At 71.5% G+C, this 23,066-nt stretch carries 24 protein-coding genes and 3 pseudogenes; 17 read left to right on the top strand and 10 right to left on the bottom strand.

Going from position 1 to position 23,066, the window contains the following annotated elements; translation table 11 throughout:
• Nucleotides 1-91: 91 nt before the first annotated feature.
• Nucleotides 92-997, bottom strand: a complete 906-nt coding sequence (locus OG866_RS39525) for a LysR family transcriptional regulator (protein ID WP_329342298.1) — start codon at nucleotides 995-997, stop codon at nucleotides 92-94.
• Nucleotides 998-1,129: 132 nt separating this feature from the next.
• Here OG866_RS39525 and OG866_RS39520 point away from each other — a divergent pair, with 132 nt between their 5' ends.
• Complete coding sequence (locus OG866_RS39520) at nucleotides 1,130-1,324, top strand: hypothetical protein (protein WP_329342296.1); 195 nt, start codon at nucleotides 1,130-1,132, stop codon at nucleotides 1,322-1,324.
• A 33-nt stretch (nucleotides 1,325-1,357) separates the two neighbouring features.
• Here the strand turns inward: OG866_RS39520 and OG866_RS39515 are convergent, their stop codons facing one another.
• The gene (locus OG866_RS39515) at nucleotides 1,358-2,239 is read right to left on the bottom strand and encodes an LLM class F420-dependent oxidoreductase (protein WP_329342295.1); all 882 of its coding nucleotides are present in this window, start codon (nucleotides 2,237-2,239) and stop codon (nucleotides 1,358-1,360) included.
• 90 nt (nucleotides 2,240-2,329) lie between these two features.
• On the bottom strand, nucleotides 2,330-2,662 hold the full coding sequence (locus tag OG866_RS39510; RefSeq protein ID WP_329342294.1) for a hypothetical protein: 333 nt from the start codon (nucleotides 2,660-2,662) through the stop codon (nucleotides 2,330-2,332).
• 27 nt (nucleotides 2,663-2,689) lie between these two features.
• Between OG866_RS39510 and OG866_RS39505 the strand changes: the two genes are divergently transcribed.
• The gene (locus tag OG866_RS39505) at nucleotides 2,690-2,953 is read left to right on the top strand and encodes a hypothetical protein (protein ID WP_329342293.1); all 264 of its coding nucleotides are present in this window, start codon (nucleotides 2,690-2,692) and stop codon (nucleotides 2,951-2,953) included.
• Between the two features lie 23 nt (nucleotides 2,954-2,976).
• Here OG866_RS39505 and OG866_RS39500 read toward each other — a convergent pair whose 3' ends face one another.
• Nucleotides 2,977-3,987, bottom strand: a complete 1,011-nt coding sequence (locus OG866_RS39500) for a TerC family protein (RefSeq protein ID WP_329342291.1) — start codon at nucleotides 3,985-3,987, stop codon at nucleotides 2,977-2,979.
• Between the two features lie 229 nt (nucleotides 3,988-4,216).
• Between OG866_RS39500 and OG866_RS39495 the strand changes: the two genes are divergently transcribed.
• The 3 genes and pseudogenes from OG866_RS39495 to OG866_RS39485 all read left to right on the top strand — a co-directional run.
• Nucleotides 4,217-5,191, top strand: a complete 975-nt coding sequence (locus OG866_RS39495) for an alpha/beta hydrolase (RefSeq protein WP_329342289.1) — start codon at nucleotides 4,217-4,219, stop codon at nucleotides 5,189-5,191.
• A 48-nt stretch (nucleotides 5,192-5,239) separates the two neighbouring features.
• Nucleotides 5,240-5,840: pseudogene (locus OG866_RS39490) on the top strand (PucR family transcriptional regulator); the annotation flags it as partial.
• A gap of 674 nt (nucleotides 5,841-6,514) precedes the next feature.
• Nucleotides 6,515-6,937 (top strand): annotated as a pseudogene (locus OG866_RS39485) (helix-turn-helix domain-containing protein); the annotation flags it as partial.
• Nucleotides 6,938-6,943: 6 nt separating this feature from the next.
• On the opposite strand, the gene OG866_RS39480 reads toward OG866_RS39485, so the two are convergent.
• Nucleotides 6,944-7,297, bottom strand: a complete 354-nt coding sequence (locus tag OG866_RS39480; protein ID WP_329342288.1) for a hypothetical protein — start codon at nucleotides 7,295-7,297, stop codon at nucleotides 6,944-6,946.
• 187 nt (nucleotides 7,298-7,484) lie between these two features.
• On the opposite strand from OG866_RS39480, the gene OG866_RS39475 reads away from it, so the two are divergent.
• The 3 genes from OG866_RS39475 to OG866_RS39465 all read left to right on the top strand — a co-directional run bounded on the left by OG866_RS39475 (nucleotide 7,485) and on the right by OG866_RS39465 (nucleotide 10,637).
• On the top strand, nucleotides 7,485-8,312 hold the full coding sequence (locus tag OG866_RS39475) for an aldo/keto reductase (RefSeq protein WP_329342287.1): 828 nt from the start codon (nucleotides 7,485-7,487) through the stop codon (nucleotides 8,310-8,312).
• A 284-nt stretch (nucleotides 8,313-8,596) separates the two neighbouring features.
• Nucleotides 8,597-9,787, top strand: a complete 1,191-nt coding sequence (locus tag OG866_RS39470) for a CaiB/BaiF CoA transferase family protein (RefSeq protein ID WP_329342286.1) — start codon at nucleotides 8,597-8,599, stop codon at nucleotides 9,785-9,787.
• Between the two features lie 205 nt (nucleotides 9,788-9,992).
• Nucleotides 9,993-10,637: a TetR/AcrR family transcriptional regulator gene (locus OG866_RS39465; RefSeq protein WP_329342285.1), complete on the top strand. Its 645-nt coding sequence runs from the start codon at nucleotides 9,993-9,995 to the stop codon at nucleotides 10,635-10,637.
• Nucleotides 10,638-10,669: 32 nt separating this feature from the next.
• On the opposite strand, the gene OG866_RS39460 is transcribed toward OG866_RS39465, so the two are convergent.
• Both OG866_RS39460 and OG866_RS39455 read right to left on the bottom strand, forming a co-directional pair.
• The gene (locus OG866_RS39460) at nucleotides 10,670-11,245 is read right to left on the bottom strand and encodes a PadR family transcriptional regulator (RefSeq protein ID WP_329342283.1); all 576 of its coding nucleotides are present in this window, start codon (nucleotides 11,243-11,245) and stop codon (nucleotides 10,670-10,672) included.
• Between the two features lie 25 nt (nucleotides 11,246-11,270).
• Nucleotides 11,271-12,056, bottom strand: coding sequence for an SGNH/GDSL hydrolase family protein (locus OG866_RS39455; protein ID WP_329344514.1), 786 nt, complete (start codon nucleotides 12,054-12,056; stop codon nucleotides 11,271-11,273).
• 157 nt (nucleotides 12,057-12,213) lie between these two features.
• On the opposite strand from OG866_RS39455, the gene OG866_RS39450 reads away from it, so the two are divergent.
• The 5 genes from OG866_RS39450 to OG866_RS39430 all read left to right on the top strand — a co-directional run bounded on the left by OG866_RS39450 (nucleotide 12,214) and on the right by OG866_RS39430 (nucleotide 15,897).
• Complete coding sequence (locus OG866_RS39450; protein WP_329342281.1) at nucleotides 12,214-13,050, top strand: DUF2182 domain-containing protein; 837 nt, start codon at nucleotides 12,214-12,216, stop codon at nucleotides 13,048-13,050.
• Nucleotides 13,051-13,219: 169 nt separating this feature from the next.
• Nucleotides 13,220-13,879 (top strand): DUF1326 domain-containing protein, encoded by a 660-nt coding sequence (locus OG866_RS39445; protein WP_329342280.1) that lies wholly within the window; start codon nucleotides 13,220-13,222, stop codon nucleotides 13,877-13,879.
• Between the two features lie 123 nt (nucleotides 13,880-14,002).
• Nucleotides 14,003-14,374 carry a hypothetical protein gene (locus OG866_RS39440; protein ID WP_329342278.1) on the top strand — a complete coding sequence of 124 codons (372 nt, stop codon included), beginning with the start codon at nucleotides 14,003-14,005 and terminating at the stop codon, nucleotides 14,372-14,374.
• Between the two features lie 66 nt (nucleotides 14,375-14,440).
• Nucleotides 14,441-15,115 (top strand): DUF3105 domain-containing protein, encoded by a 675-nt coding sequence (locus tag OG866_RS39435; protein WP_329342276.1) that lies wholly within the window; start codon nucleotides 14,441-14,443, stop codon nucleotides 15,113-15,115.
• 281 nt (nucleotides 15,116-15,396) lie between these two features.
• Nucleotides 15,397-15,897 (top strand): hypothetical protein, encoded by a 501-nt coding sequence (locus OG866_RS39430; protein ID WP_329342275.1) that lies wholly within the window; start codon nucleotides 15,397-15,399, stop codon nucleotides 15,895-15,897.
• On the opposite strand, the pseudogene OG866_RS39425 reads toward OG866_RS39430, so the two are convergent.
• Nucleotides 15,894-16,079, bottom strand: a pseudogene (locus tag OG866_RS39425) (acyl-CoA dehydrogenase family protein); the annotation flags it as partial. The gene OG866_RS39430 and the pseudogene OG866_RS39425 sit on opposite strands and share 4 nt — an antisense overlap.
• A gap of 126 nt (nucleotides 16,080-16,205) precedes the next feature.
• On the bottom strand, nucleotides 16,206-16,949 hold the full coding sequence (locus tag OG866_RS39420; RefSeq protein ID WP_329342273.1) for a class I SAM-dependent methyltransferase: 744 nt from the start codon (nucleotides 16,947-16,949) through the stop codon (nucleotides 16,206-16,208).
• A 213-nt stretch (nucleotides 16,950-17,162) separates the two neighbouring features.
• Here OG866_RS39420 and OG866_RS39415 point away from each other — a divergent pair, with 213 nt between their 5' ends.
• A complete protein-coding gene (locus tag OG866_RS39415; RefSeq protein ID WP_329342270.1) occupies nucleotides 17,163-18,119 on the top strand; it encodes an NADP-dependent oxidoreductase in 957 nt (318 codons plus the stop codon).
• Here the strand turns inward: OG866_RS39415 and OG866_RS39410 are convergent.
• Nucleotides 18,094-19,455 (bottom strand): glycoside hydrolase family 43 protein, encoded by a 1,362-nt coding sequence (locus OG866_RS39410; RefSeq protein WP_443063611.1) that lies wholly within the window; start codon nucleotides 19,453-19,455, stop codon nucleotides 18,094-18,096. The genes OG866_RS39415 and OG866_RS39410 overlap by 26 nt on opposite strands.
• 265 nt (nucleotides 19,456-19,720) lie before the next feature.
• On the opposite strand from OG866_RS39410, the gene OG866_RS39405 reads away from it, so the two are divergent.
• The 3 genes from OG866_RS39405 (at nucleotide 19,721) to OG866_RS39395 (ending at nucleotide 23,038) form a co-directional block, all read left to right on the top strand.
• Complete coding sequence (locus tag OG866_RS39405; RefSeq protein ID WP_329342268.1) at nucleotides 19,721-21,175, top strand: amidase; 1,455 nt, start codon at nucleotides 19,721-19,723, stop codon at nucleotides 21,173-21,175.
• Between the two features lie 26 nt (nucleotides 21,176-21,201).
• Nucleotides 21,202-21,420 carry a hypothetical protein gene (locus OG866_RS39400; protein WP_258314481.1) on the top strand — a complete coding sequence of 73 codons (219 nt, stop codon included), beginning with the start codon at nucleotides 21,202-21,204 and terminating at the stop codon, nucleotides 21,418-21,420.
• A gap of 133 nt (nucleotides 21,421-21,553) precedes the next feature.
• A complete protein-coding gene (locus tag OG866_RS39395; RefSeq protein WP_329342265.1) occupies nucleotides 21,554-23,038 on the top strand; it encodes a flotillin family protein in 1,485 nt (494 codons plus the stop codon).
• The last annotated feature ends 28 nt before the right edge of the window (nucleotides 23,039-23,066 follow it).

Raw genomic sequence — 23,066 nt, 5'->3', positions numbered from 1 at the left:
CGCGAGCGGGGCCGTCGCCGCCCGACCGTGTCGTGAGGGGCCGGAGCTCTTGGAGCTCCGGCCCCTTTCGTGTGCCCGGCCGTACCGCCGGTCAGGCCACCGCGGTCGGCGCCAGTTCCCGCAGTTCCGTCAACGCGGCCGCCACCGCCGGTCGTTCATGTCCGCCGCGCCGGGTGCAGGTGAGCAGTTTGCGGTGCGGGTCGCCCGCGCAGGACACCCGGGTGACGGGCAGGTCCGGGGTGAGCCGGGCCAGCCGCGGAATGAGCGCTACGCCCAGCCGGTGGGCGACGAGCTGGGCGGTGACGTCCCAGTCCACGGCCTGGTGGACCACCGAAGGACTGAACCCGGCCTCGCCGCAGGCGGAGATGACATGCGTATTGCAGGGGCTCTCCGGCATCGGCGCGATCCAGTCCTCGTGCGCCGCTTCCGCGAGGTCGACGCGCTCCCGGCCGGCCAGCGGATGACCGGCGGGCACCACGAGGTCGAACGGGTCGTCCAGGAGCGGTCGTTGATCGAAACGGGCGTCGCTCAGCGGCGGGTTGTGCGGGGTCGCCTCGACGATCGCCAGGTCGATCGCGCCCTCGAAGAGCAGGTCGAAGCTCTCCGGTACGGCCGCCTCCTGGATGCGTACGGCCAGCCGGGGATACCGCTCCTGGAGGCGCACCGCCATCGGTGCCAGCAGCACCGAGATCGCCACCGGATACCCACTCACCCGCAACGGCCCCGCCGGGGCGTCCCGTTCGGCGCGCAGATCGAGCTCGGCCAGTTCCCAGCGGGCCTGGATGGCGTCGGCGTGGGTGAGCAGGCTCTCGGCGGCCGGAGTGAGGCGGACCCCCCGGCCCTGCGGTTCGAGGAGGTCGACACCCAGATCGCGGGCGAGCTGGCGGATCTGCTGGGAGGCGGCGGACGGGGTGAAGTGCAGGGCGCGGGCGGCGGCGGTGACCGTGCCGTAGTGCGCGACCGCTCGCAGGACATGAAGCCGGCGCAGGTCAATCATGAAGCCCACGCTTCAAGGTGTCGTGCGGAAAGTCAACCTGGACGTGTACGAAAGCGATGCCGCACCCTGGATCGTGTCGCGACGGTCCACCAGCCGCACCGGCCAACCGGCCACGACGTACGAGGAGTTCTCATGACCAGCACGACCCGCACCGGCTGCCCGCACTGCGGATGGCCGGACGACGCCGAGCCGTTCCAGGTGGTGTCCCGGCACGCGACCGCCGCGGGCCACACCCTGTGGACCCGGTGCGGCTGCGGTTCCCTGCAAGTCCGCACGGTCGACGACCGCGGCACGCGCATCGTCTCCCGCAGCGGGCCGGCCCAGTAGTACCCCGTAGGACTCCCCCGTCCTCCGCCGGGTTCAGTCGAGCCCTGCCAGCCGCTCGACGGCCCGGGCCGCGAAGCGTTCGATGAACGCCGCCGGTTCACCGGTGCGCGGGCAGAGGATCACCGTCTCGATGCCGAGCTTGGTGTAGCCCGTGATGTCCCGGGTGAAGGCGTCCAGGTCACCGGTGGCGAGGGGGTCGCCGGAGTAGGCGACGGTCTTGCGGATCGTGTCGTAGTCGCGGCCCTCGGCCTCGCAGTGACCGCGCAGAACGTCCAGTTTGTGGGCCACCTCCTCCGGGGTGGTGGTGAACAGGTTGCAGGCGTCGCCGTGGCGGGCGACCAGCCGGAGCGTCTTCTTCTCGCCGCCACCGCCGATCATGATCTCGGGGCGCGGGCTGCTGACCGGGCCCGGTACGCACAGCGTCTCGGCGAGCCGGTAGTGCTTGCCCTCGAAGGGCCCGTTGGCGTCCGGGTCCCACATCTGGAGACAGATCCTCAGGGTCTCCTCCAACCGCTCGAAGCGCTCGGCGAGGGGCGGGAACGGCACGCCGAGGCCCGCGTGCTCCCGGTCGTACCAGGCCGCGCCGATCCCGAGCGTGGCCCGGCCGCCGGACAGCACATCGAGGGTGGTGGCGATCTTGGCGAGCAGTCCGGGGTGGCGGTAGGTCACCCCCGTCACCAGGGCGCCGAGCTGCACGGTGGAGGTACGGGCGGCGAGGTAGCCGAGGGTCGTGTAGGCCTCCAGCATCGGGTCCGTGGCGCCGTCGTTGAACTCCATCTGGAAGTAGTGGTCCATCACCGACAGCCAGCTCACGCCCGCGGCCTCGGCGGCGTCGCCCGCCGCGGCGAGTTCGGCGGCGAGCGCCGGGCCGCCTCCGGGGTGGTCGAACCGGTTGATGTGCACGCCGACCCGCATCTGCGTCTCCGTTCCGTTCTGCTGGACTCTTGCCGACTTCGTCGGCCTTCGCCGTCCCTGCTGACGCTAGGACTTGGAGCGTTCTCGAAGTCAAGGGTTCCGGCCGACCGGCACCCGCCCGGGTGGCGTGCGCAGGCGATCCAGGAGGGCCGCTTCGGCCGCTTCGGAGTGCGGGTGGTGCCAGGGACCGAGAGTGACGGCGCGCAGTTGGCGGCCCTGGGGGTCGAGGAGGTGGCCGCCCAGTTTCATCGGCCAGAGGGTCAACGCCCGGTCGGCGACGTCGAGTTCGGGGAAGCGTGAGGTAAGCCGTGACTCGAAGGGGGCGATGTCGTCGACCGAGCGCAGCCAGGCGGCGAGCAGGAGGTTGTGCGGCCCGGACAGGGAGGCGCCCCGCGGCCAGGCCCCCGCGGTAGCCGTCGGCACGAGCCTGCGGCGCTGCTCCGCGGTGAGGTGCTCGCGGGGCTCGGCGCGGGTGTGGCGCTCGGCGCGATCGCCACGGTGATCGCGGAGGGAGGCGACCGCTCCCGCACCGGTGTGACGACCGCCCTGTACAACAACGTCAAGACGCTCGGCGGTGCGGTCGCGGGCGGCGTGATGGTCTCCCTGCCGGCCGCGTCGGCGAGCCGGGGCCACGGCGACGGGAGCCCTGCGAAGTCGGGCTACGTGGCGGTCTGGCTGCTGTGCGCGGTGCCGGCGACGGCCCGGAGGCGGTGACGGCGGTCAGGGAGCCTCTCCGCCTAGGAGACGGTCTCCTCCCGTTCCCCTTCCGCCTCCCGCTTCGTCCGCCGCTCCTGCTCCTCCTGCTCCTCCTGCTTCTTCGAGGCGCGCAGGCTGGTGAACGTGGTCACCGCAAGGACGAGGACGATGAAGCCGAGCGAGAAGGGGATGCTGATCTCGGGGACGTGCACGCCGGACTCGTGCAGCGCGTGCAGCAGCAGCTTGACGCCGATGAACCCGAGGATGATCGACAGACCGTAGCTGAGGTGGACGAGCCGCTTGAGGAGGCCGCCGATGAGGAAGTACAGCTGGCGCAGGCCCATCAGGGCGAAGGCGTTCGCCGCGAAGACGATGTACGGCTCCTCGGTGAGCCCGTAGATCGCCGGGATCGAGTCGAGGGCGAACAGGAGGTCCGTGGAGCCGATGGCCAGCATCACGACCAGCATCGGGGTCATGACCCGCTTGCCGTTCTCCTCGATCCACAGCTTGGTGCCGTGATAGCGGTCGGCGACGCCGAAGCGCTCCTCGACCGTCCTGAGCATCTTGTTCTCCTCGTACTCCTCCTCGTGGCCCCCCTTGCGGGCGTCCTGGACGAGCTTCCAGGCGGTCCAGATCAGGAAGGCGCCGAACAGGTAGAACACCCAGGAGAACGCGGAGATGATGGCCGCGCCGGCCGCGATGAACCCGGCGCGCAGCACGAGGGCGAGCAGAACGCCGACCATGAGCACGCGCTGCTGGTACTGCGAGGGCACCGCGAACTTGGACATGATCAGGACGAAGACGAAGAGGTTGTCGACGCTCAGCGACTTCTCGGTGATGAACCCGGCGAAGAACTCCCCGGCCGGACCTCCCCCGCTGAAGACGAGCAGCCCGATCCCGAAGAGACAGGCGAGCAGCACCCATACGACGGTCCAGACGCCGGCTTCCTTGACGGACACGTCGTGCGGTTTGCGGCCGATGAAGAAGTCGACCGCGATGAGCGCGCACAGGGCGGCTACGGTCACCAGCCAGGTGGTGAGGGAGACGTTCACGTACTTACTCCTGGTGCGGGCGGGGCCTTGACAGCGTTGTCTCAGGTTCCGATCACTTCCACCACCGGAGGGTGAACAACGGGTCACGACCTGGCAAGGTCGGCGTTCACGCCGGTGCCACCCGCCGTTCGGCGGGCAGGTTCCGCCGGACGGCGGCATCCGGAGAGAGAGGCACGGGGCGAATGATGGGCACTCGAGCCGCCGTGTTCCCTCGTGAGGAGAAGATGCCATGAGCCTGGTCCCGCCACCGTTCGATCCCGAGCTGGCCGCCGCCCTGGAGCTGATCAAGGACGTGATCTCCCCCGGTCTCACGCTCGACCAGATCGACGAGATACGCCAGGGGCCGGGGATCGCGCTGCTCGCCGAGCTGGACCTCACCCTCGACGGCTTCTTCGCGGTCGAGGACCGCAAGGTGCCGGGGCCCGAGGGCGCCCCCGAGATCTCGCTCCTGATCTGCCGCCCCACCGCACCGCCGGCCGCGGGCCCGCGGCCCGTCGTCTACCACGTCCACGGCGGCGGCATGGTCATCGGCAACAACAGGGTGGGCGTAGACGTCCCGCTGGCCTGGGCGAAGGAGATGGACGCGGTCGTGGTGTCGGTCGAGTACCGGCTGGCCCCCGAGCATCCGCATCCCGCGCCGGTGGAGGACGTGTACGCCGGGCTGGTCTGGACGGCCGAGCACGCGGCGGAGCTGGGCGCCGATCCGGAGCGGATCGTCATCGCGGGCGCCAGCGCGGGCGGCGGCCTGTGCGCGGCGCTGGCCCTGCTCACCCGGGACCGCAAGGGTCCGCAGGTGATCGGGCAGGTGCTGATGTGCCCGATGCTCGACGACCGCAACGACACTCCGTCCGCCCACCAGATGGCGGGCGTCGGGGTCTGGGACCGTACGGCCAACGAGACCGGCTGGACCGCCCTGCTCGGCGAGCTGCGCGGCGGCCCCGACGTCCCCGCGTACGCCGCACCGGCCCGCGCCGAGGACCTCTCCGGCCTGCCGCCCGCCTTCCTGGACGTGGGCTCCGCGGAGACGTTCCGGGACGAGGTCGTCGCCTACGCCTCCCGCATCTGGCAGGCGGGCGGAGTGGCGGAGCTGCACGTCTGGCCGGGCGGCTTCCACGGCTTCGACGGCTTCGCCCCGCAGGCGGCCCTGTCCCAGGGGGCACGGGCGGCTCAGCTGCGGTGGCTGCGACGGCTGCTGGCGAACTGAGAGGCTCACCCCTCCCCGTTCCCGTCGCGCGTCCCGCACCATGGACCCATGAAAGAGCTGGCCGGGCGGCTGACCGCGCTGGACCCCGATGCCGGGGCCGCGGTCCAGGTGATCGCCTACTTCGATCGGCTGGCCGAGTCGCGGGCCGGGCTGGAGGCACTGGTGCGGGGCGCCGCCGTGCTGGCCGGGGTGCCGGCGCTCCTCGTCGACGAGGAACGTCGGGTGCGGGTGCGTGTCGAGGCCGACGGCACCCGGCGGGACTCCGAGGTGCCGCCGGATCCGGCGTGGCCGTCCGCAGCGCTGTCGCCGGACGGCGTTCCCGCGCTGTGGCTGGAGCGGGCCGGGGCGGAGCCGAGTGTGGTCGACGCGGTGATCCTGGAGCGCGCCGCCGGTGCCGTACGACGCGTGCTCGACCGCACCCGGGGACGGGCCCCGGCGGATGATCCCGCCCTGGTGGAGACCCTTCTCGACGCCACGGCCCCCGAGTCGGCACGGCTGCACGCGGCCCGCCGACTGGGCCTGGACCCGACGGCACCCGCCCGTGCACTCGCCCCGGCCGACGGCCCGCCCCGCATCGTCCCCGCCCAGCCACCGGACGAACGTCCCGCGGCGAGGGCCGGAGGCACTCCGGCCGTGCCACCCACGGGGAGGGCCGGAGTCGTTCCGGCCGGACTATTCACGGGGAGAACGGGCGCGGCTGCGACGGTACGGGCCGCGGGGAGGGCGGGCACGGCTCATGCCGTCTCTCCATCGGGGAGGGCGGGCACAGCGCCGGCAGAACCGGCCACGGGGAGAACCGGCACGGCTCCAGCCGTTTCGCCCGCAGCGGCAGCCGATGCAGGCCCGGCCCTCCCGCCCGCGGAAAGGTTGGGCGCAGGCCCGTCCCTCCCCCAGGCGGAGGGAGTCGTCGGGGGGCCGAGCGTCCTTGCCGCGGGGAGAGCTGGTGCCGGGCCATCCGTCACGACCGCAGAGGGAGCGGGTGCCGGGCACGCCGTCCGGGCCGCGGACGGAACGGGTACCGGCCACACTGCCCCGGCCACAGAGGGAGCGGGCGCCGGGCACGCCGTCCGGGCCACGGACAGAACGGGTACCGGCCACACCGCCCCGGCCACAGAGGGAGCGGGCGCCGGGCACGCCGTCCGGGCCACGGACAGAACGGGTACCGGCCACACCGCCCCGGCCACAGAGGGAGCGGGCGCCGGGCCGTCCGTCCCCCGGTCGGGCAGACCTGGCGCCGGGGCTGCCGTAGCGGCCGCGGGGAGGGCGAGTTCCGGACCCGCCGTCGCACCCTCGGGGAGAACCGACGCCGGACCCGCCGCACCACCCCCCGGGAGAGTCGGTGTCGGGCCCGCCGTCCCTGTACTTCGACTGCACGAGTCATGGGCCGCTGCCCGGACCGCGTTGCGGTTCACCGCGGAGGAACCCGGTCGGCGGGTCGTGCGCGCCGACGATCTGGGGAGTCTGGCACTGCTCGCCGACCTCGTCGGGCCAGGGACGGAACCCCCGGCCGACGTAGTCGCACTGGACGTGGCCGCCGCGACAGCGCCCTGGCTGCTCGCCACGCTGGACGCCGTCGCCTCGACGACGAGCCTGAGGGCCGCCGCCGCCGAGATCAACGTCCATCACTCCACGCTCCAGGACCGGCTGGTCCACGCGGAGCATCTGCTGGGCTGGCCGGTGCGCACCCCGCAGGGCCGGTTCCGGCTGCAACTGGCGCTGACGATGCGCCACTTGGCCCGCCCCTAGAGCCGGTCAGCGGAACTCGTGGACGACCTCGATCTCGCCGACGATGTGGGCGTTGAACTCGTCGAGCTCCTCCGCCGGTACCCACAGCTCCAGGATCGTCCGCCCGCCCGCCTGCTGGACGGGGTAGCGGCTGACGAACTCCGCGTCGACCTCGAAGCGGGTCACGTACCCGACGCCGCTGTGCTTCACGTTCCAGTCCCGGGCGATCCGCACCGCGTAGTCCTCGTTCAGGACGGGGTAGAAGATCGGCTGCTCGGGCAGCCGGGGCGGCCAGGCGCGCCAGTCCAGCTCGCGCACCAGGTCCAGCTCCTCGGGGCCGGTGGGGCGCCAGAGGGTGGTCGTGGGGCGGGGGCTGGTCATGGGATGGATCGCTTTCGGTCGGATCGAGTGGGTGCCGGATGCCGGGTGCCGGGTACTGGATGCCTGGTAGCGGGCGCCGGGGCGGCGTCGAGACGATATCCAGCGGCCAGGGCCCCCGGCTACCTCATTTCCCCCACCCCATACCCGCGTTTGCGATTAACCCGCGCCTGCAACTACAGTCGTCTGCATGAGTACGTCCTTCCCCACCCTCACCCTCAACAACGGCATCGAGATCCCGCAGCTCGGCTTCGGCGTCTTCCAGGTCCCCGACCCCGAGACGGCCGAGGCGGTCACCTCGGCCCTGGACGCCGGCTACCGCAGCATCGACACGGCGGCGATCTACGGCAACGAGACGGGCGTCGGCCAAGCCCTCGCCGCGTCCGGCATCGCCCGCGACGAACTGTTCGTCACCACCAAGCTGTGGAACGCGGACCAGGGCTACGACGCCACCCTCAGGGCCTTCGACGCGAGCCTCGCCAAGCTGGGCCTCGACTTCGTCGACCTTTACCTCATCCACTGGCCGACCCCGGCCCGTGATCTCTACCGCGAGTCATGGCGGGCCATCGAGAAGCTGGCCGGCGAGGGGCGGATCCGCGCCGCGGGCGTCTCCAACTTCCAGCCCGCCCATCTGCACAGGCTGCTGGACGACAGCTCGCTCGTACCGGCCGTCAACCAGATCGAACTGCACCCCGGTCTCCAGCAGCGCGAACTGCGGGACCTGCACACCGAGTTGGGCATCGCCACCGAGGCCTGGAGCCCGCTCGCGCAGGGCGCGGTGCTGAGCGAGCCGGTGCTGACCTCGATCGCCGGGCGGTACGGCAAGTCGCCCGCGCAGGTGGTGCTGCGCTGGCACCTCCAGCTCGGGAACATCGTGATCCCCAAGTCCGTCACCCCGGCCCGCATCCGGGAGAACGCGGACGTGTTCGACTTCGTCCTCACCGACGAGGAGATGACGGCGATCGCCGGGCTGGATCGGGGCCTGCGGACGGGCCCGGACCCCGACACCCTCAACTAAGCCCTCCCCTGGGGGCCTCAGCGCAGACGAGGGCGAGGGTGCTCGCGAAGGTGGCAGGTCGCTCACGGACGCCAGTGGAGTCCCGGGAGGAGTTGCCGCTGAACGCCCCGGGCAAGGTGTTGAAGGACGAATCGCCATGCCGCCAGTCCTGAGCACGTGAGAAGGGAGGGGACGCGTACGGGACTGCGCGTCCTTCCTCCGGATCCGCCACCGCCGGTGTGTGGTGCGTGCCTCAGCGGGGACGGGTTGTCAGCGGCGGAAACATGGCCGTACACATGGGCCTCATGAACGTACCGACGCTTCCCCTCGCCGGGGTCACGGTCGTCAGCCTGGAGCAGGCCGTGGCCGCTCCCTACGCGACCCGGCAGCTGGCCGACCTCGGGGCCAGGGTCATCAAGGTGGAGCGCCCGGGCGACGGCGACTTCGCGCGCCGGTACGACACGACGGTGCACGGTCACTCCAGTTATTTCGTCTGGCTCAACCGCTCCAAGGAATCCCTCACCCTCGACCTCAAGGACCCCCGGGGACAGGAGATCCTGCGCGGACTCCTCGACGGCGCCGACGTCTTCGTACAGAACCTCGCTCCCGGAGCGGCCGACCGGCTCGGCCTCGGCACGGACGTGCTCACCGAGCGGTATCCACGGCTGATCCCGTGCACGATCTCCGGGTACGGCACCGACGGCCCCTGGGCGGACCGCAAGTCGTACGACCTGCTGGTGCAGTGCCAGACGGGGCTGGTGTCGCTGACCGGAACGCCCGAGGAGTCGGCGCGGGTCGGTATCACCGTCGCCGACATCGCCGCCGGGATGTACGCCTACAGCGGCGTCCTCACCGCCCTCTACACCCGCGCCACCACCGGCAAGGCGCACGCGGTGGAGGTCTCGCTCTTCGAGGCGTTGGCCGAGTGGATGGGCCAGCCGGCCAACTACACCCGCTACGGCGGCGCCCAGCCCCCGCGCCTGGGCACCCAGCACGCCACGATCGCCCCGTACGGCGCCTTCACGGCCGCCGACGGCAAGGACGTGCTGTTCTCGATCCAGAACGAGCGTGAATGGGCCGTTCTGTGCGCGGAGTTCCTCGGGAACCCCGGCCTGACCGACGACCCGCGCTTCGCCACCGGTTCCGACCGGGTCGCCCACCGCGACGAGATCAACGCGATCGTCGCCGAACGCTGTGCGCGTTCCGACGCCGAGGAGATCCTCAAGGACCTGGAGGACATCGGGATCGCGTGCGCCGGGGTCAACGACGTGGCCGCGTTCCTCGACCACCCGGTGCTGGCGGCCCGAGGCCGTTGGCGCGAGGTGGGCGTGCCGGGAGCCACCGTCCAGGCCCTGCTCCCGCCGGCCGACCTCGCGGGGCTGCCGGCGCGCATGGACCCCGTACCGGCCGTCGGTGAGCACACGGAGGCGATCCTCCGGCAACTGGGTCGTACCGGCGACGACATCGAGGCGCTGCGCGCCGACGGTGTGGTCTGAGGGAGGGCCGACACCGACGCGGCTCCCGCGGTACGGGATCAGCCGGCAGACCGTCCGCGGCACCTTCTCCACGCCCCGCGAGGAGCGGCACGGTGGGCGAGCGTCCTCATCGGATGTGCGATAAGGGAACTCTCGCTTGGAGATAAGCCCGTTTTCGCTACACTGCAATGACGTTCTCCCCACGGCGCAGAAGGCAGGCCAGCCCGTGAGCACCCCCACCGAAGAGCCGGCCTGGAAGCAGCGCGCGGTCGAACGTTCCACCCAGGCGGCGAAGCGCCGGGCCGAGGAGCGGGTGGAGCGGTTCCTCGACGCGGCGCAGGCGATCATGGCGGAGAAGGGCACGACCGACTTCACCGTGCAGGAGGTCGTCGACCGCTCCAAGCAGTCGCTGCGCAGCTTCTACCAGCACTTCGACGGCAAGCACGAACTGCTCCTCGCCCTGTTCGAGGACTCCATGAGCAAGTCTGCCGACCAACTGCGGGTCGCCGCGGCCGACAAGTCGACGCCGTTGGAGCGGCTGAAGACCGCCGTGCAGACCCTGTTCGACATCTCCCGGCCGGACCCCTCCGCCCAGCGCCCGCTGTTCACGGACTTCGCCCTGCGCCTGCTGCTCTCGCACCCCGCGGAGATGCGGGTCGCGAACGCCCCGCTGCTCGCCCTGTTCACCGACCTGATGACGGAGTTGGAGGAGGCGGGTCTGCTGCGTCCCGGCTTCGAACCGCGCCGGGTGGCGGCCATGACCATGCAGACCGTCATGTTCAACGCGCAGTCCAGCGGCCAGGCGGGCGCCCACCCGATCACGGCCGACGAGATCTGGAACTTCTGCGCGAAGGGCTTGACGCTCAGTTAGGTCCGGGCGTCGCGAGTGAGAGTGACAGGGGTTCAGCCGCGGGTGGCGGTCCGCTGCGCGAGGCGTTCCAGGACCGTCTCGGCCCACCGGAGGTTGCCGCGCTCGAAGGCCATGCCGCCGAGGAGGGTGAGGTAGGGGCCGATGCGGTCGGCGCCGGCGAAGTACTCGTCCTCGGTCCGCCCGGCCAGCATGCGTTCCCGCATGCGCTCGTAGCGGGCGAGCTTTGTGGCGGAGCGTTCCCTGCGCTCGGCGACCGCTTCCCGTACGGCGTGGATGTCGTCGCGGTCGGCGATGTCGAGACACTGGACCTTGACCATGAGCTCGTCGCGGATGGCCGTCGGCTTGGCGGGCGCATGGGCGACGTAGGACCGCAGGACGTCGAGCCCGGCGTCGGTCAGTGAGAACAGCCGCTTGTTGGGGCGGCGCTCCTGCTGGACCACGCGGGCGGAGACGAGTCCTTCGCTCTCCATGCGCTCCAGCTCGCGGTAGAGCTGCTGCGGTGTGGCCATCCAGAAGTTGGCCACGGATGCCTCGAAGCCCTTGGCGAGGTCGTATCCGGAGGCCTCGCCCTCCAGAAGGGCCGCCATCACCGCGTTGCGCAGAGCCATGCACTCAACCTAACAGCCGGTTTGATCAGTCCAGGGCGAGCACCGGGAGCAATTCCGGGCGCTTGGCCCGCCGTCCGTCGCCGGACGAGCGGCCCCTGACCCGCCGTACCAGCCACGGCCCCAGGAAGGAACCGGCCCAGCGCAGTTCGCCTGCGAGGACCCGCAGCCCCGAGGTCGCGCGCGGGTCGACGGGCAGCGGCCGGGTCCAGCTGTCGTCGCTGCCCGGCAGGGCGAGCGCCTGGGCGACGGCGGCGGCGATCCGGGCATGGCCGAGCGGGCCGGCGTGCAGCCGGTCGGGGCTCCACAGACGGGGGTCGGTCACGACCGGATGGTCGGCGGTCTCGGCGACCAGCACGCCGTGCCGCGCCCCCGCCTCGCGGATGCGGGCGTTGAGGGCGGCGACGCGAGGGCCGAGGGGGCGGGCCAGCGGGGTGATCCGGGAGACGTCGGGGAAGGTCAGCGTGGCCACGCGGGCGCCCTGATCGGTGAGCGCGGCGAACATCGCCTCCAGGTGTCCGGCCACCTCGTCGGCGTCGAAGCGGGGCCGCAACAGGTCGTTGACCCCGGCGACCACCGTGGCGAGGTCGGGCTTCAACGCGAGGGCGGGCGCGAGCTGTTCGGCCCGCACCTGTCCCGCGAGGCGCCCACGGACGGCGAGGTTGGCGTAGAGCAGGCCCGGTGATGCGCGTACGAGCTGCTCGGCGAGCCGGTCGGCCCAGCCCCGCAACCCCTGTACGTCGTCACCGTCGCCGAGCCCCTCGGTCTGGCTGTCACCAAGGGCGACGTACCGCACGTATCCGCTGTCCACCATGATCGCCCCGCCCGTTGCCGCATTCATACAACTACACACCTACTCGCATTATTGACTATAGCGAGAGCCGCACGGTACGCACAGGCCGCCGTCCCGACCGGGTCGCTTCGCGGGGTGTCCTGTGCTGTGCTGGAAGCAGTCGCAGGAGAGCATGCCGATGCGTCACAGCCGCGGTTCCGTCGTCGCATCCGCCCCGTCCGGCGTCCCGACCGGAGCGGGCGGAGGGCTGCTGCCGGCCCGGGATCTCGCGGCCGCCTGGTTCCTCGTGGTGCTGATCTCGGTGCCCGCCTGGGTGCTGACCGTCGGCCAAGCACGTGACATGGGCGTCGAGCCCGGCACGATGGGGATGGCGCTGCCGCTGTTCCTGCTGCTGTGGGTGACGATGATGGCGGCCATGATGCTGCCGTCCATGGCGCCGGTGGCGATCACCTGGGTCCGGGGTATCGGCCGGCAGTCCTCCGGCTGGGCCCGCACCGGGCGGACCGTCGCGTTCATCGCCGGGTATCTGCTGGTGTGGACGGCGTTCGGACTCCTCGCCTACGCGGCCCTGGCCCTGACCGGCCACCTCGTCGACGACCACCCCGCCGCCGGCCGCTGGATCGGCTCGGTCGCCTTCGCGCTGGCGGGCCTCTACCAGCTGGGCCCCCTGAAGTACGTCTGCCTGCGGCACTGCCGCGACCCACTCGGCCATCTCGTGCGCTACTCCGGCTTCCGCGGGCCGCTGCGCGATCTGCGGGTGGGCCTGCACCACGGGGCGTACTGCGTCGGCTGCTGTGCCGGGCTGATGGTCGTCCTCGTGCCGCTGGGCGTGATGAACGTGGCGGCGATGGCGGGGCTGGCCGTGGTGATCTTCCTGGAGAAGCTGTCACCTTGGGGGGTGCTGCTCGGGCGGGTGGTCGGCGTGGCGTTCCTCGTCCTGGCGGTGCTCGCGCCCTTCCAGGACTGGCTGCTGCCGGGGCTGCGGGACTCGATGCCGACGATGGGCGACATGTGATCGCCGACGCGTGACCAGGCGCTGATCCCATGTTCGCGACCGGGTTCCCCTGCCGCAACGGGAGGTGCAAGCTGGAAGGGAGACCGCTCCCGATCCCGGGGCCGGGCTCGGCACACGCGGTCTCGCCACTCCGAGAGAGCTCCCTGGGGCTCGGCAGGAGGGAAGCGAGATGTCTGAGCAGGCCACCACCACTGCGACGCGCTGGCATCTGACCGGCGACTGGTTCGATGTGTGCAAGTGCGCCATCCCCTGCCCGTGCACGTTCGCCCAGCCCCCGACCTACGGCGACTGCGAAGGCGTCATGGTCTGGCACATCCGGGAGGGCTACTACGGCGACGTACGGCTCGACGGCCTCAACGTCCTGATGCTCGCCTCCTTCACGGGCAATGTCTGGGCCGGCGAGCACAGCGATCCGTACGCCGCGGTCTTCCTCGACGAACGGGCCGACGAACAGCAGCGGGCCGCGCTCGGTGCCGTCTTCGGCGGGGAGGCGGGCGGCTGGCCCGCGCAGTTCGGGGAGATGTTCCACCCCGAGATGCGCGGGATGGACGTCGCTCCGGTCCATGTGGAGATCGACGAGGATCTCGCAGGCTGGCGGGCCGACGTGCCCGGCCGGGTCAAGGCGGTGGCCGAGGCATTCACCGGGCCGACGACTCCCGAAGGCGGGCGCGTCCAGGTCCACAACGCGCCGGGCGCCGAGGTGGGGCCGGGTCAGGTCGCCACCTGGGGCCGGGCCACCGTCGACGAGGCGAACGCGTTCGGCTTCTCCTGGGACCACTCCGGCAAGTCGAGCAAGCACTTCCCCTTCGACTGGAGCGGCCCCGACTGACCCGGCCGGTTCACCACGTGGAGCGACTCCGGCGACCCCACCCCCGCGGAGAGATCTTCCCCCGCCCTCCTCCCCCGCCCCACCCTCACCTACGCTGAGTCCTCGAAGGGCGGGGAGTCGACAATGCGTACGGGGCGGCGGACCGGAGCCGTGGTGCTGGGCCTGGTGGTGGCCCTGGCCACGCTGCTCGGCGTGGCCTGTCTGTGCGCCCGCGGGCCGCAGTTGCCGCCGGAGCACACCACCGTGGCCGCGGCCTTCTACGACGTGCCGGACGAGCAGGAGCGCGAGCACGTCTGCGTGTCGTCCGGCCACGACCGGTGCGGCGGAAGGGCCGTCGCGGGCAAGCCGAGCACCGGACCGGGCCCGCATCCCCAACCGCTCGCCGCGCCCACCCGCGTGGACACCCGGCCGGCGGTGGCCACCACCACCCGCACCCCCTTCACCGCGGAGCCCCGCGCCCCCGACCTCCATGCCCTGCAAGTGCTGCGGACCTAGACCGGACGCCGTTCCCCCCGATCCACCGGCATCCGTCGATCTCCGCTGCCCACAAGGGACTTCACCATGGCTTCCGCCAACTCGAAGAGCACCAGAACCAGTACGAAGAAGAGCAGGAACACCAACGGCTCCAAGGCCGATGCCCGGCGCGCCCGCGTCGAGGAACAGCGCCGCGCCGAGCAGGCCCGTGAACGCCGCAACCGGATCATCACCATCGCCGCCTCCACCGCGATCCTCGCCGGTCTGGTCGGTGGCGGCTGGTACCTGATCGACGCCGCCGACGCCGAGGAACAGGCCCAGGCCGCGCCGGTCTCCGGCGAGAAGTCGTGGTCGAAGCTGAGCCAGACCCACGTCGACACCGCGGTCGACTATCCGATGACGCCGCCCGTCGGCGGCGACCACGCCCCCGTCTGGCAGAACTGCAACGGCGACGTCTACTCCGACCCGATACAGAACGAGAACGCCGTGCACTCCCTGGAACACGGCGCGGTCTGGATCACGTACAACGACAAGGCCGCGGACACCGACGTCAAGTCCCTGTCCGGCAAGGTCGCCACAACCCCGTACACCCTGATGAGCCCGTACCCCGACCAGTCCTCGCCGATCACGCTCTCCGCCTGGGGCCACCAGCTGAACGTGACGAAGGGGTCCGATCCGCGGGTGGGCGAGTTCCTGGAGAAGTACGTGCAGGGCAGTCAGACCCCCGAGCCGGGCGCGGCCTGCACGGGCGGCAAGGCCTGACGACCGGTGGCCGGGTGCCGCCGCACCCGGCCGTCCGGGCATTCTTGTCCGCACACTGCTACGACCACGAGCCAGGGGGACGATCACCGGTGGGCGACGAGACACCACGCACGTACCTGCCGCTTCCTGAGCGGCCGAGCGACCGGCATGCCGTGTTCCACGGGCACTTGACGGCTCTCGTCGAGCTGCTCGGCGCCGAGCCCCCCGCCCCTGCCGATTCGGACCGGGAGTGGGCGCACCGGGCCCGATCGATCGTCAGGAAGACCCTACGTGACACGGACGTGCGTCCCGAAGGTCTCTTCGAGCACCTGGTCCGCGCCGGGGTCCACGACCCCGACCCCAGCTTCAACCGGCAGTTCGTCGAGCCCGCCGTCCGCGTCTACGGGCGCCGCCGGGTGCAGCTCGCGCTGATCGGACATCTGCGCACCGGCAGCAATCCGGAGCGGGCCGGAGCGGCCCGCGCCTGGTACTGGACGGGGGTGCCCATGCGGTTCCTCGACTGGGAGAACCGTGTCCTGACGCCCGAGAGCCAGGCCGAGCTCGATGCCGTCGCCGACCTCAGGGCCGAGTGGCAGGAGACCGCGCTGAGGGAGTTCGTCGCCAACGAGGACCTCGATGTACGCCGGTGCATCCTGCCGGGTCTCGCGCTCGGTCCGCGCAGTCAACCCGCCGCGCTCCAGGACCTGGTGGCTCAGGCGGTGCGCATAGCCCGCGGCCATCCGGACGCGTACCTGCGGCACCGGGTGGAGATCCAGGCCGCGGTGCCGCCGGACGCGCCCTAGGCGTCGAGGCCTCCTCGCTTCACCAACTGGCTCACGATGACGTTCCGTTGGATCTCGTTCGTGCCCTCGCCGACGATCATCAGCGGGGCGTCCCGGAAGTAGCCTTCGACGTCGAACTCAGTCGAGTAGCCGTAACCGCCGTGGATGCGTACGGCGTTGAGGGCGATCTGCTGGCCCTCCTCATGCTGGACCTGGTGCGCGTCAACGCCCCCGACAGGACGCCGCGTTCGCTGTGAACCCCGGCACGCCACGGCCGAGGTGGCGTTCGCCTGAACGCCGTCCGGCCGGGGCGGAACCGAGCGGACCGTTCAGGCCCGGCAGCGCAGCATCACCAGCGGCGGGTGCGCGAGCAGGTCCGCCCAGAACTCCTCGCCGAACTCGCGGACGCCCGCCTCGGACACGCTCAACGGCACCCACTCCAGCTCACCGAAGCCGGCCCCCCGCAGCGACGCCTCGTAGACCTCGCGGCGCGGAACCGTGCCGAGGATGCTGATCGGCTGCGGTTCGAGGAGGGCGGTGACCCGGCATCGCGGACCGGCCTCCGCCTCCTCGCCGGTGGGCTCGCAGCGGAAGCCGTACTGGTCGAGGGACGCGCAGTCGAACCGGTAGTCGGGCCGCTGGCAGAGCACGAAGAACTCACCGCCCGGGACCAGGCCGCGGTGGACGTTGCGGCACATCCGCTCCAACTCCGCGATGTCCTCGGCGTAGTTGAGGCACTGCACACCGAGGGCGATGTCGAAGCGCCGGTCGAGGGGCCGCAGTTCGGCCACGTCCCCGACCTCGTAGCGCACGCCGAGAGGTTCGGCACGCTCGATGTCCCGCGCGACGGCGATCATCTCGCCCGAGATGTCGACCCCGAGGACGTCGGTGGCGCCGCGCCGCCTGAACTCCCGGCTGTAGAAGCCGGTCCCGCACGCCAGGTCCAGCACCGACTTGCCCCGCACGTCCCCGACGAGCCCCAGAAAACTGGGCACTTCGCCGTACCGGATCATCGGCAGGGCCTTGAACCCCTCGAACGCCTCACCGATCGCGTCGTACTGCTGCACACTCATGTCTCTCCCCCATCTGTCGCACGGCGACCGCCGCGCCTGATGTGTACGCGGCAGCGAGTCTCCCCCCGCCCGGTCCGGCGCCCGTACTGGCGGATGACACGAAGAAGTGGGCCGATGACGCTCGTATCACCCAACACAGGCGGGAACAGAGCGGCGCCCGCGCACCGTTGAAGGCGAGGTCCTGGCCGAACTCGAAGGTGCGGTGATCAAGCGATGCGGGCGGTCCGTTTCCACGAATACGGCGAGATCGACGTGCTGCGGGTGGAGGACGTGCCGCGCCCGTCACCCGGCCCCGGACAGGTGCTCGTCGAGGTGCGCGCGGCCGGGATCCAGCCCGGCGAGGTGATGATCCGCGAGGGCGCCCGGCACGGCCGCTGGCCGGCCGCCTTCCCCTCCGGACAGGGCAGCGATCTGGCCGGCGTGGTGGTGGAGCTCGGCGCCGAGGCACGCGGATTCGCGGTGGGCGACGAGGTGCTGGGCTTCACCCACAACCGGGCGAGCCACGCGGAGTTCGTGGTGGTCGACGACGTGAACCTGGTCTCCCGGCCGCGAGGGCTGCCCTGGGAGGTGGCCGGGTCGCTGTACGTGGCCGGTACGACCGCGTACGCCACCGTGTTCGCCGTGGACCCGGTCCCCGGGGACACGGTCGTGGTGTCCGGCGCGGCGGGCGGTGTCGGGTCGCTGGCCGTGCAGCTGGCGCGGCGTCGGGGCGCCTCGGTGATCGGGCTGGCGGGCGAACGCAACCACGCCTGGCTGAAGGAGCGCGGGATCGTCCCGGTGGCGTACGGCGAGGGCGTCGCCGAACGGGTCCGGGAGGCGTCCGGCGGCCGGGTCGACGCGTTCATCGACACGTTCGGCGACGGCTATGTGGACCTGGCCGTGGAGTTGGGCGTGCGGCCCGAGCGGATCAACACGATCCGCGACTGGCGGGCCGCGGCCAGGGTCGGTGCGCGCACCTACGGCGAGGGCTCGGCGGCCTGCGCGGTCGTCCTCGGCCAACTGGCCCGGCTCGCCGCTCGCGGGGAGCTGGAGGTGCCGGTCGCCCGCACCTACCCGTTGGAGCAGGTGCGGGACGCGTACCGCGAGCTGGAGCTGGGGCACACCCACGGCAAGATCGTGCTGTGCCCCTGGCAGCCTTCGGTGATCAGGCCCAGGCCGTCACCGGGGTGAACGAGCTGTCCTGCCGGAACAGCGCCGTGCCGTCCGAACGCTCCACGCGCAGCTGGTAGTTGTAGTGCCGCAGGTAGTAGCCGGGGTAGTTGTACGACTCGAAGCGGATCGAGCCGGTCGTCGAGCCCGTGCGGGCGATGAACGTGGCGTCCTTGGCGAAGGTCGACGTGCCGTCGTTGGCGTCGAAGCGGCCCCGGAAGTCCCAGTGGCGCAGGTAGTTGCCGGCGGAGTCGCGGAACGAGTAGCCGCCCGAGTCGGCGAGGCCCGCGACGACGGTGAAGGTGGAGGCCGTCTTCTCGGCGGAGGTGCTGGAGCTGGTCACCACCGGCAGGTTGAGCAGCGAGGACTGCGTCTGCCAGTAACGGGTGGTGTAGTTGGCCGACTGGAAGGACCGGGTGACGTTCTTCGCCAGGGTCGGGCCGCCGGACACCGTCTCCTTGATGACCGTGAAGTGCCGTGCCGTACCGGAGATCACGGGCAGGGCCGTCGGCGCGGACCAGGTGGCGAAGGTGTCGTAGCTGTCGCTGTAGTAGTACTTGCCGTCGCCGTAGCCGTCGAAGAACAGGCGCCAGGCGCCGTTGTCGAGCTGCACCAGCGCGGGGCCCTCGCGGTAGCTGCCCCAGCCGGCCCAGTCGCCGGTCCTGGAGATTGTGTAGGGGCCGGTCAGGGAGGTCGCGGTGGCGTACTCGATGTACTTGGTCGTCTCGTTCTTCGTGAAGGCGTGGTAGGTCGAGCCGATCTTCACGATGAAGGTGTCGATGTGGTTCGAGCCGATGCCGGCCAGGGCCACCGGTGAACTCCACGCCGTGAGCGCGGAGTTCGTCGCCTTCAGCCGATAGGGTGTGAAGATCCACTCGTCGCTGGTGAGCGAGCAGGACACGATGACGTTGACGCTGCCGTCGCTGTCGACGAACCACTCCGGCGCCCACGCCCGGGACAGGTTGGTGATCGGGACCGTGTAGTCGTACAGGAAGGTCCAGTTGACCCGGTCGGAGCTACGGGCGAAGCCGATGGTGGTGCTGACGTCCTGCCAGGTGTGCGTGGTGTAGGTGATGTAGTAGTAGCCGTCGGTGTGCTTGAACACGCTGGCGTCGCGGATCCGGTTGCTCGGCGGCGTGTACGCGGAGGCCTGCACCAGGCGGAAGTCGAGGGCGTCGTCCGACTGGTAGACGTTCACCGTGCCGTCGTTGCTGTTGAGGAACGGCACGATCGTGTAGCGGGTGGCGGAGCCGCTGGCCGGGGCGGCGGCGTAGGCCGCGCCGGGCAGTTCGCCGAGCAGGACGGCCGAGGCGGGCAGGGCCGCCATGACGCGCAGCAGGGTACGACGTGACGGCATGGGGGGTTGTGTGGTCACGGGCGGCTCTCTCTCGGACAGGACGCGGCTCAGACGTCCGGCATACCGAACAAGGTTCGGAAAGTCGATCAGAAGGTAGGGGTGAGATCCGGGTGCGTCAATGGTTTGCGCACGACCTCATGAGCACTGTGCGGCGGCTGTGCCGAGCGTCGAACGGCCGCTGCCGTCACGGACGTTCCGGCGAAGCGCTTTCCGACGTTACCGTTCGGTAGGCAACGTCCCGGAAGGCGCCTCGGAGGTGTCCCGTATGACGCACGACCGTTCCGCAGGCGGTGCGGCGCCCGACCGTTTTGCGGGCCTGGTGGAGACCGCACGCGCGCTGGCCGACGGTGCCGTCACCGCACGCGCGCTCGTCGAGCGGACCCTCGCCCGGATCGAGGCCGACCAGGGCTCGCTGAACGCCTTCCGGATCGTGCGGGCCGAGGCCGCGCTCGCCGAGGCCGACGCCGCCGACAAGGAGCTCGCGGCCGGAGTGCGCAGGCCGCTGCTCGGGGTGCCGGTGGCCGTGAAGGACGACATGGACGTGGCGGGCGAGCCCACCGCGTTCGGCTGCCAGGGGGAGTTCCCGCCGGTCGCCGAGGACGGTGAGGCCGTACGACGGCTGCGGGCCGCCGGGGCCGTCGTCGTCGGCAAGACCAACACCTGTGAGCTCGGGCAGTGGCCCTTCACCGAGGGGCCCGCCTTCGGGGCCACTCGTAATCCGTGGAGCGCAGACCACACGCCGGGCGGCTCGTCGGGTGGTTCGGCCGCCGCCGTCGCCGCGGGGCTCGTACCGGCAGCTCTCGGCTCCGACGGCGCCGGGTCGGTGCGCATTCCGGCCTCCTGGACCCATCTCATCGGCATCAAGCCGCAGCGTGGCCGCATCTCCACCTGGCCGCGCGGCGAGTCCTTCCAGGGCATCACCGTCAACGGCACCCTGGCCCGCACCGTCGCGGACGCCGCGCTCCTGCTCGACGCGGCGAGCGGCAACCACGCCCTCGACCCGCACCGCCCGCCGTCCATGGACGCCTCCGAGGCCGCCCGCCGCGACCCCGGCCGCCGCCTGCGCATCGCCCTCGCCCTGAAACCGCCGTTCACCGCACTGCCCGCCCGGCTCCAACCGGCGGTACGGGCGAAGGTCGTCCAACTCGCCGAGCAGCTCGCCGCGTTGGGGCACACGGTCGAGGAGGCCGACCCGCCGTACGGCCAGATCGGCCTCACCTTCATCCCGCGCGCCACCGTCGGCCTCGCCGAGCACGTCGGCGAGGCGCCCTTCCCCGCGCTGCTCGACCGGCGCACCCGCGACGCCGCCCGCCTCGGCCGGCTGCTCGGCGGGGCACCGCTGCGGGCCGCGCGGCGCGCGGAGGCGGTCCTGCACCGCCGTATCGGCGCCTTCTTCACCTCGTACGACGTCGTCCTCGCGCCCACCACGGCCGCTCCCCCGCCCCGCGTCGGCTCGATGCTCGGCCTCGGCGGCTTCGCCACCGACCGGGCGATGATCGCCGCCTGCCCCTACGCCTGGCCGTGGAACGTGCTGGGCTGGCCCGGTGTCAACGTCCCCGCGGGCTTCGTGGACGGCGGTCTGCCGGTCGGGGCGCAGTTGCTCGGTCCGGCCAACAGCGAGCCGCTTCTGATCTCCCTCGCGGCGCAGTTGGAGGCGGAGCTGCGCTGGCACGAGGCGTGGCCGCCGCGGAGGTTCGCCGTCGACTCACCGGCCGTGTGACGGCGTCGGGCCCGTACCCTGTGACCATGGACGATGCGTCGATGGTCGGGCTCATGGGGCGGGTCACCGGAACGGTCGGGCCCGGGCTCGTCGGCGAGGTGATCGTCCGGGTGCGCGGCGGCGCCGAGCACTTCCTCGCCTATCCGGCCACCGGCAGCGACCGCATCGAGCGGGGCACGGTCGTCATGGTGGTGGAGTACCAGGCACCGAGAACGGTCTACGTGCAGGCGGCGTACGACAGTTGAGCAGTCTTTGTCGCAGGTGAGAGCCGTTTGCGTCAAGGTTGCGACAAGAGTTCGTCAGGGTCTGTACCCGGGCTGCGCCGAGGCGCAGACTCCCTTCGTTCGGTGCCGAAAGGGCACCATGCAAAGGGGGCGAATGCCGATGGTCATCGGCGTCGTTGCGGGGATCGCGGTAGGTGCTGTCCTCGTTCTGATCGGTGTGTTCAAGATGATGTGGCGGGTCGCCGAGCCCAACGAGGCGCTCATCATCTCGGGTTCCAAGCACAAGACCGAGGGCCTCGAAGAGGGCATGGGATTCCGTATCGTCACGGGCCGCGGCACGCTGGTGCTGCCCGGCGTGCAGGCGGTGCGCAAGCTGTCCCTCGACCTCAACGAGACCGAGCTGCACGTGGACTGCGTGACCCACCAGGGCATTCCGCTGAAAGTACGGGGCGTCGTCATCTTCAAGGTGGGCGACGACTTCGTGTCCATCGCCAACGCGGGGCGCCGTTTCCTGGACCAGCAGAAGCTGATGTCGGAGCGGGTGCACAACGTCTTCGCCGGTCATCTGCGCTCCATCGTCGGCGGGTTGACGGTCGAGGACATGATCCGCGACCGGGAGAAGCTGACCGGGCAGACGCGGGCCGCGTGCGGCACGGAGATGGAGAAGCTCGGTCTGATCGTGGACTCGCTACAGATCCATGAGATCGAGGACCCGACCGGGTACATCCAGAACCTCGCGATGCCGCACGCCGCGGCCGTCCAGCGGGACGCGCGGATCGCGCAGGCCGAGGCGAACCGGCTGGCCACCGAGGCCGAGCAGCAGTCGTTCGCGCGGATGGCGGAGGCCACCCGGGACAGCGAGATCCTCCAGGCCGGCTATCAGGCGGAGCGCGACAAGGCCGCCGCCAAGACCCAGCAGGCGGGACCGCTCGCCGACGCCGCCGCCCGGCAGGAGGTCGTCGTGCAGATGACCCGGGTCGCCGAACTGGAGGCGCAGCGGACCGAGCAGCAGCTCCAGGCGGACGTGCGCAAACCCGCGGACGCGAAGGCGTACGAGAAGCGCACGCTGGCCGAGGCCGAGCGCGACGCACGCATCTCCGCCGCCCAAGCCAAGGCGAAGGAGACCGAGTTGGCCGCCGCGGCCGAGGCCACCCGGGTCAAGACGGCCGCGGGCGCCGAGGCCGAGGCGACCAAGGCGCGCGGTACGGCGTCGGCGGCGGCGACCCGGGCCACCGGTGAGGCCGAGGCCGCCGCGGCCCAGGCCAGGGGCCTGGCGCAGGCCGAGGCGACGAAGGCCAAGGGGCTCGCGGAGGCGGAGGCCATCAAGGCGCGGGCCGCCGCCCTCGCCGAGAACCAGGAGGCCGTGGTCGCCCAGCAACTCGCCGAGAACTGGCCGGAGATCGTGCGGGCCGGGGCGTCCGCGTTCGGGAACGTCGACAACATGGTGGTGCTCAACGGCGCCGACGGCATGGCGGACATGCTCGCCAAGGCGCTCACCATGGGCGGCACCGGTCTTGGCCTGGCCCGTCAGCTGCTCGCGTCCATGAACCAGAACGGGCAGACACCGGCCGGTGCTTCGGCCCTGAACGGGGTCGCGCCGCAGCCGCCGGCGCAGAAGGTGCCCGTCCAGGAGGACTGACGCAAGGGCTCACGGGGGCACCCTCTAA

This window comes from Streptomyces sp. NBC_00663 (genome assembly GCF_036226885.1).
Classification (GTDB): Bacteria; Actinomycetota; Actinomycetes; order Streptomycetales; family Streptomycetaceae; genus Streptomyces.
Note: the sequence above shows the minus strand (reverse complement) of the source record. Positions and strands in the feature narration are given on the sequence as shown.

Excerpts from the sequence above, each read along its gene's own strand:
- OG866_RS39525 (WP_329342298.1), bottom strand. The coding sequence starts at position 997 with ATGATTGACCTGCGCCGGCTTCATGTCCTGCGAGCGGTCGCGCACTAC.
- OG866_RS39475 (WP_329342287.1), top strand. The coding sequence starts at position 7,485 with ATGAGTACGTCCTTCCCCACCCTCACCCTCAACAACGGCATCGAGATC.
- OG866_RS39410 (WP_443063611.1), bottom strand. The coding sequence starts at position 19,455 with ATGCCGTCACGTCGTACCCTGCTGCGCGTCATGGCGGCCCTGCCCGCC.
- OG866_RS39415 (WP_329342270.1), top strand. The coding sequence starts at position 17,163 with ATGCGGGCGGTCCGTTTCCACGAATACGGCGAGATCGACGTGCTGCGG.
- OG866_RS39470 (WP_329342286.1), top strand. The coding sequence starts at position 8,597 with ATGAACGTACCGACGCTTCCCCTCGCCGGGGTCACGGTCGTCAGCCTG.
- OG866_RS39495 (WP_329342289.1), top strand. The coding sequence starts at position 4,217 with ATGAGCCTGGTCCCGCCACCGTTCGATCCCGAGCTGGCCGCCGCCCTG.
- OG866_RS39455 (WP_329344514.1), bottom strand. The coding sequence starts at position 12,056 with ATGGTGGACAGCGGATACGTGCGGTACGTCGCCCTTGGTGACAGCCAG.
- OG866_RS39450 (WP_329342281.1), top strand. The coding sequence starts at position 12,214 with ATGCGTCACAGCCGCGGTTCCGTCGTCGCATCCGCCCCGTCCGGCGTC.
- OG866_RS39405 (WP_329342268.1), top strand. The coding sequence starts at position 19,721 with ATGACGCACGACCGTTCCGCAGGCGGTGCGGCGCCCGACCGTTTTGCG.
- OG866_RS39400 (WP_258314481.1), top strand. The coding sequence starts at position 21,202 with ATGGACGATGCGTCGATGGTCGGGCTCATGGGGCGGGTCACCGGAACG.
- OG866_RS39520 (WP_329342296.1), top strand. The coding sequence starts at position 1,130 with ATGACCAGCACGACCCGCACCGGCTGCCCGCACTGCGGATGGCCGGAC.
- OG866_RS39480 (WP_329342288.1), bottom strand. The coding sequence starts at position 7,297 with ATGACCAGCCCCCGCCCCACGACCACCCTCTGGCGCCCCACCGGCCCC.
- OG866_RS39440 (WP_329342278.1), top strand. The coding sequence starts at position 14,003 with ATGCGTACGGGGCGGCGGACCGGAGCCGTGGTGCTGGGCCTGGTGGTG.
- OG866_RS39435 (WP_329342276.1), top strand. The coding sequence starts at position 14,441 with ATGGCTTCCGCCAACTCGAAGAGCACCAGAACCAGTACGAAGAAGAGC.
- OG866_RS39460 (WP_329342283.1), bottom strand. The coding sequence starts at position 11,245 with ATGGCTCTGCGCAACGCGGTGATGGCGGCCCTTCTGGAGGGCGAGGCC.
- OG866_RS39445 (WP_329342280.1), top strand. The coding sequence starts at position 13,220 with ATGTCTGAGCAGGCCACCACCACTGCGACGCGCTGGCATCTGACCGGC.
- OG866_RS39515 (WP_329342295.1), bottom strand. The coding sequence starts at position 2,239 with ATGCGGGTCGGCGTGCACATCAACCGGTTCGACCACCCCGGAGGCGGC.
- OG866_RS39395 (WP_329342265.1), top strand. The coding sequence starts at position 21,554 with ATGCCGATGGTCATCGGCGTCGTTGCGGGGATCGCGGTAGGTGCTGTC.
- OG866_RS39420 (WP_329342273.1), bottom strand. The coding sequence starts at position 16,949 with ATGAGTGTGCAGCAGTACGACGCGATCGGTGAGGCGTTCGAGGGGTTC.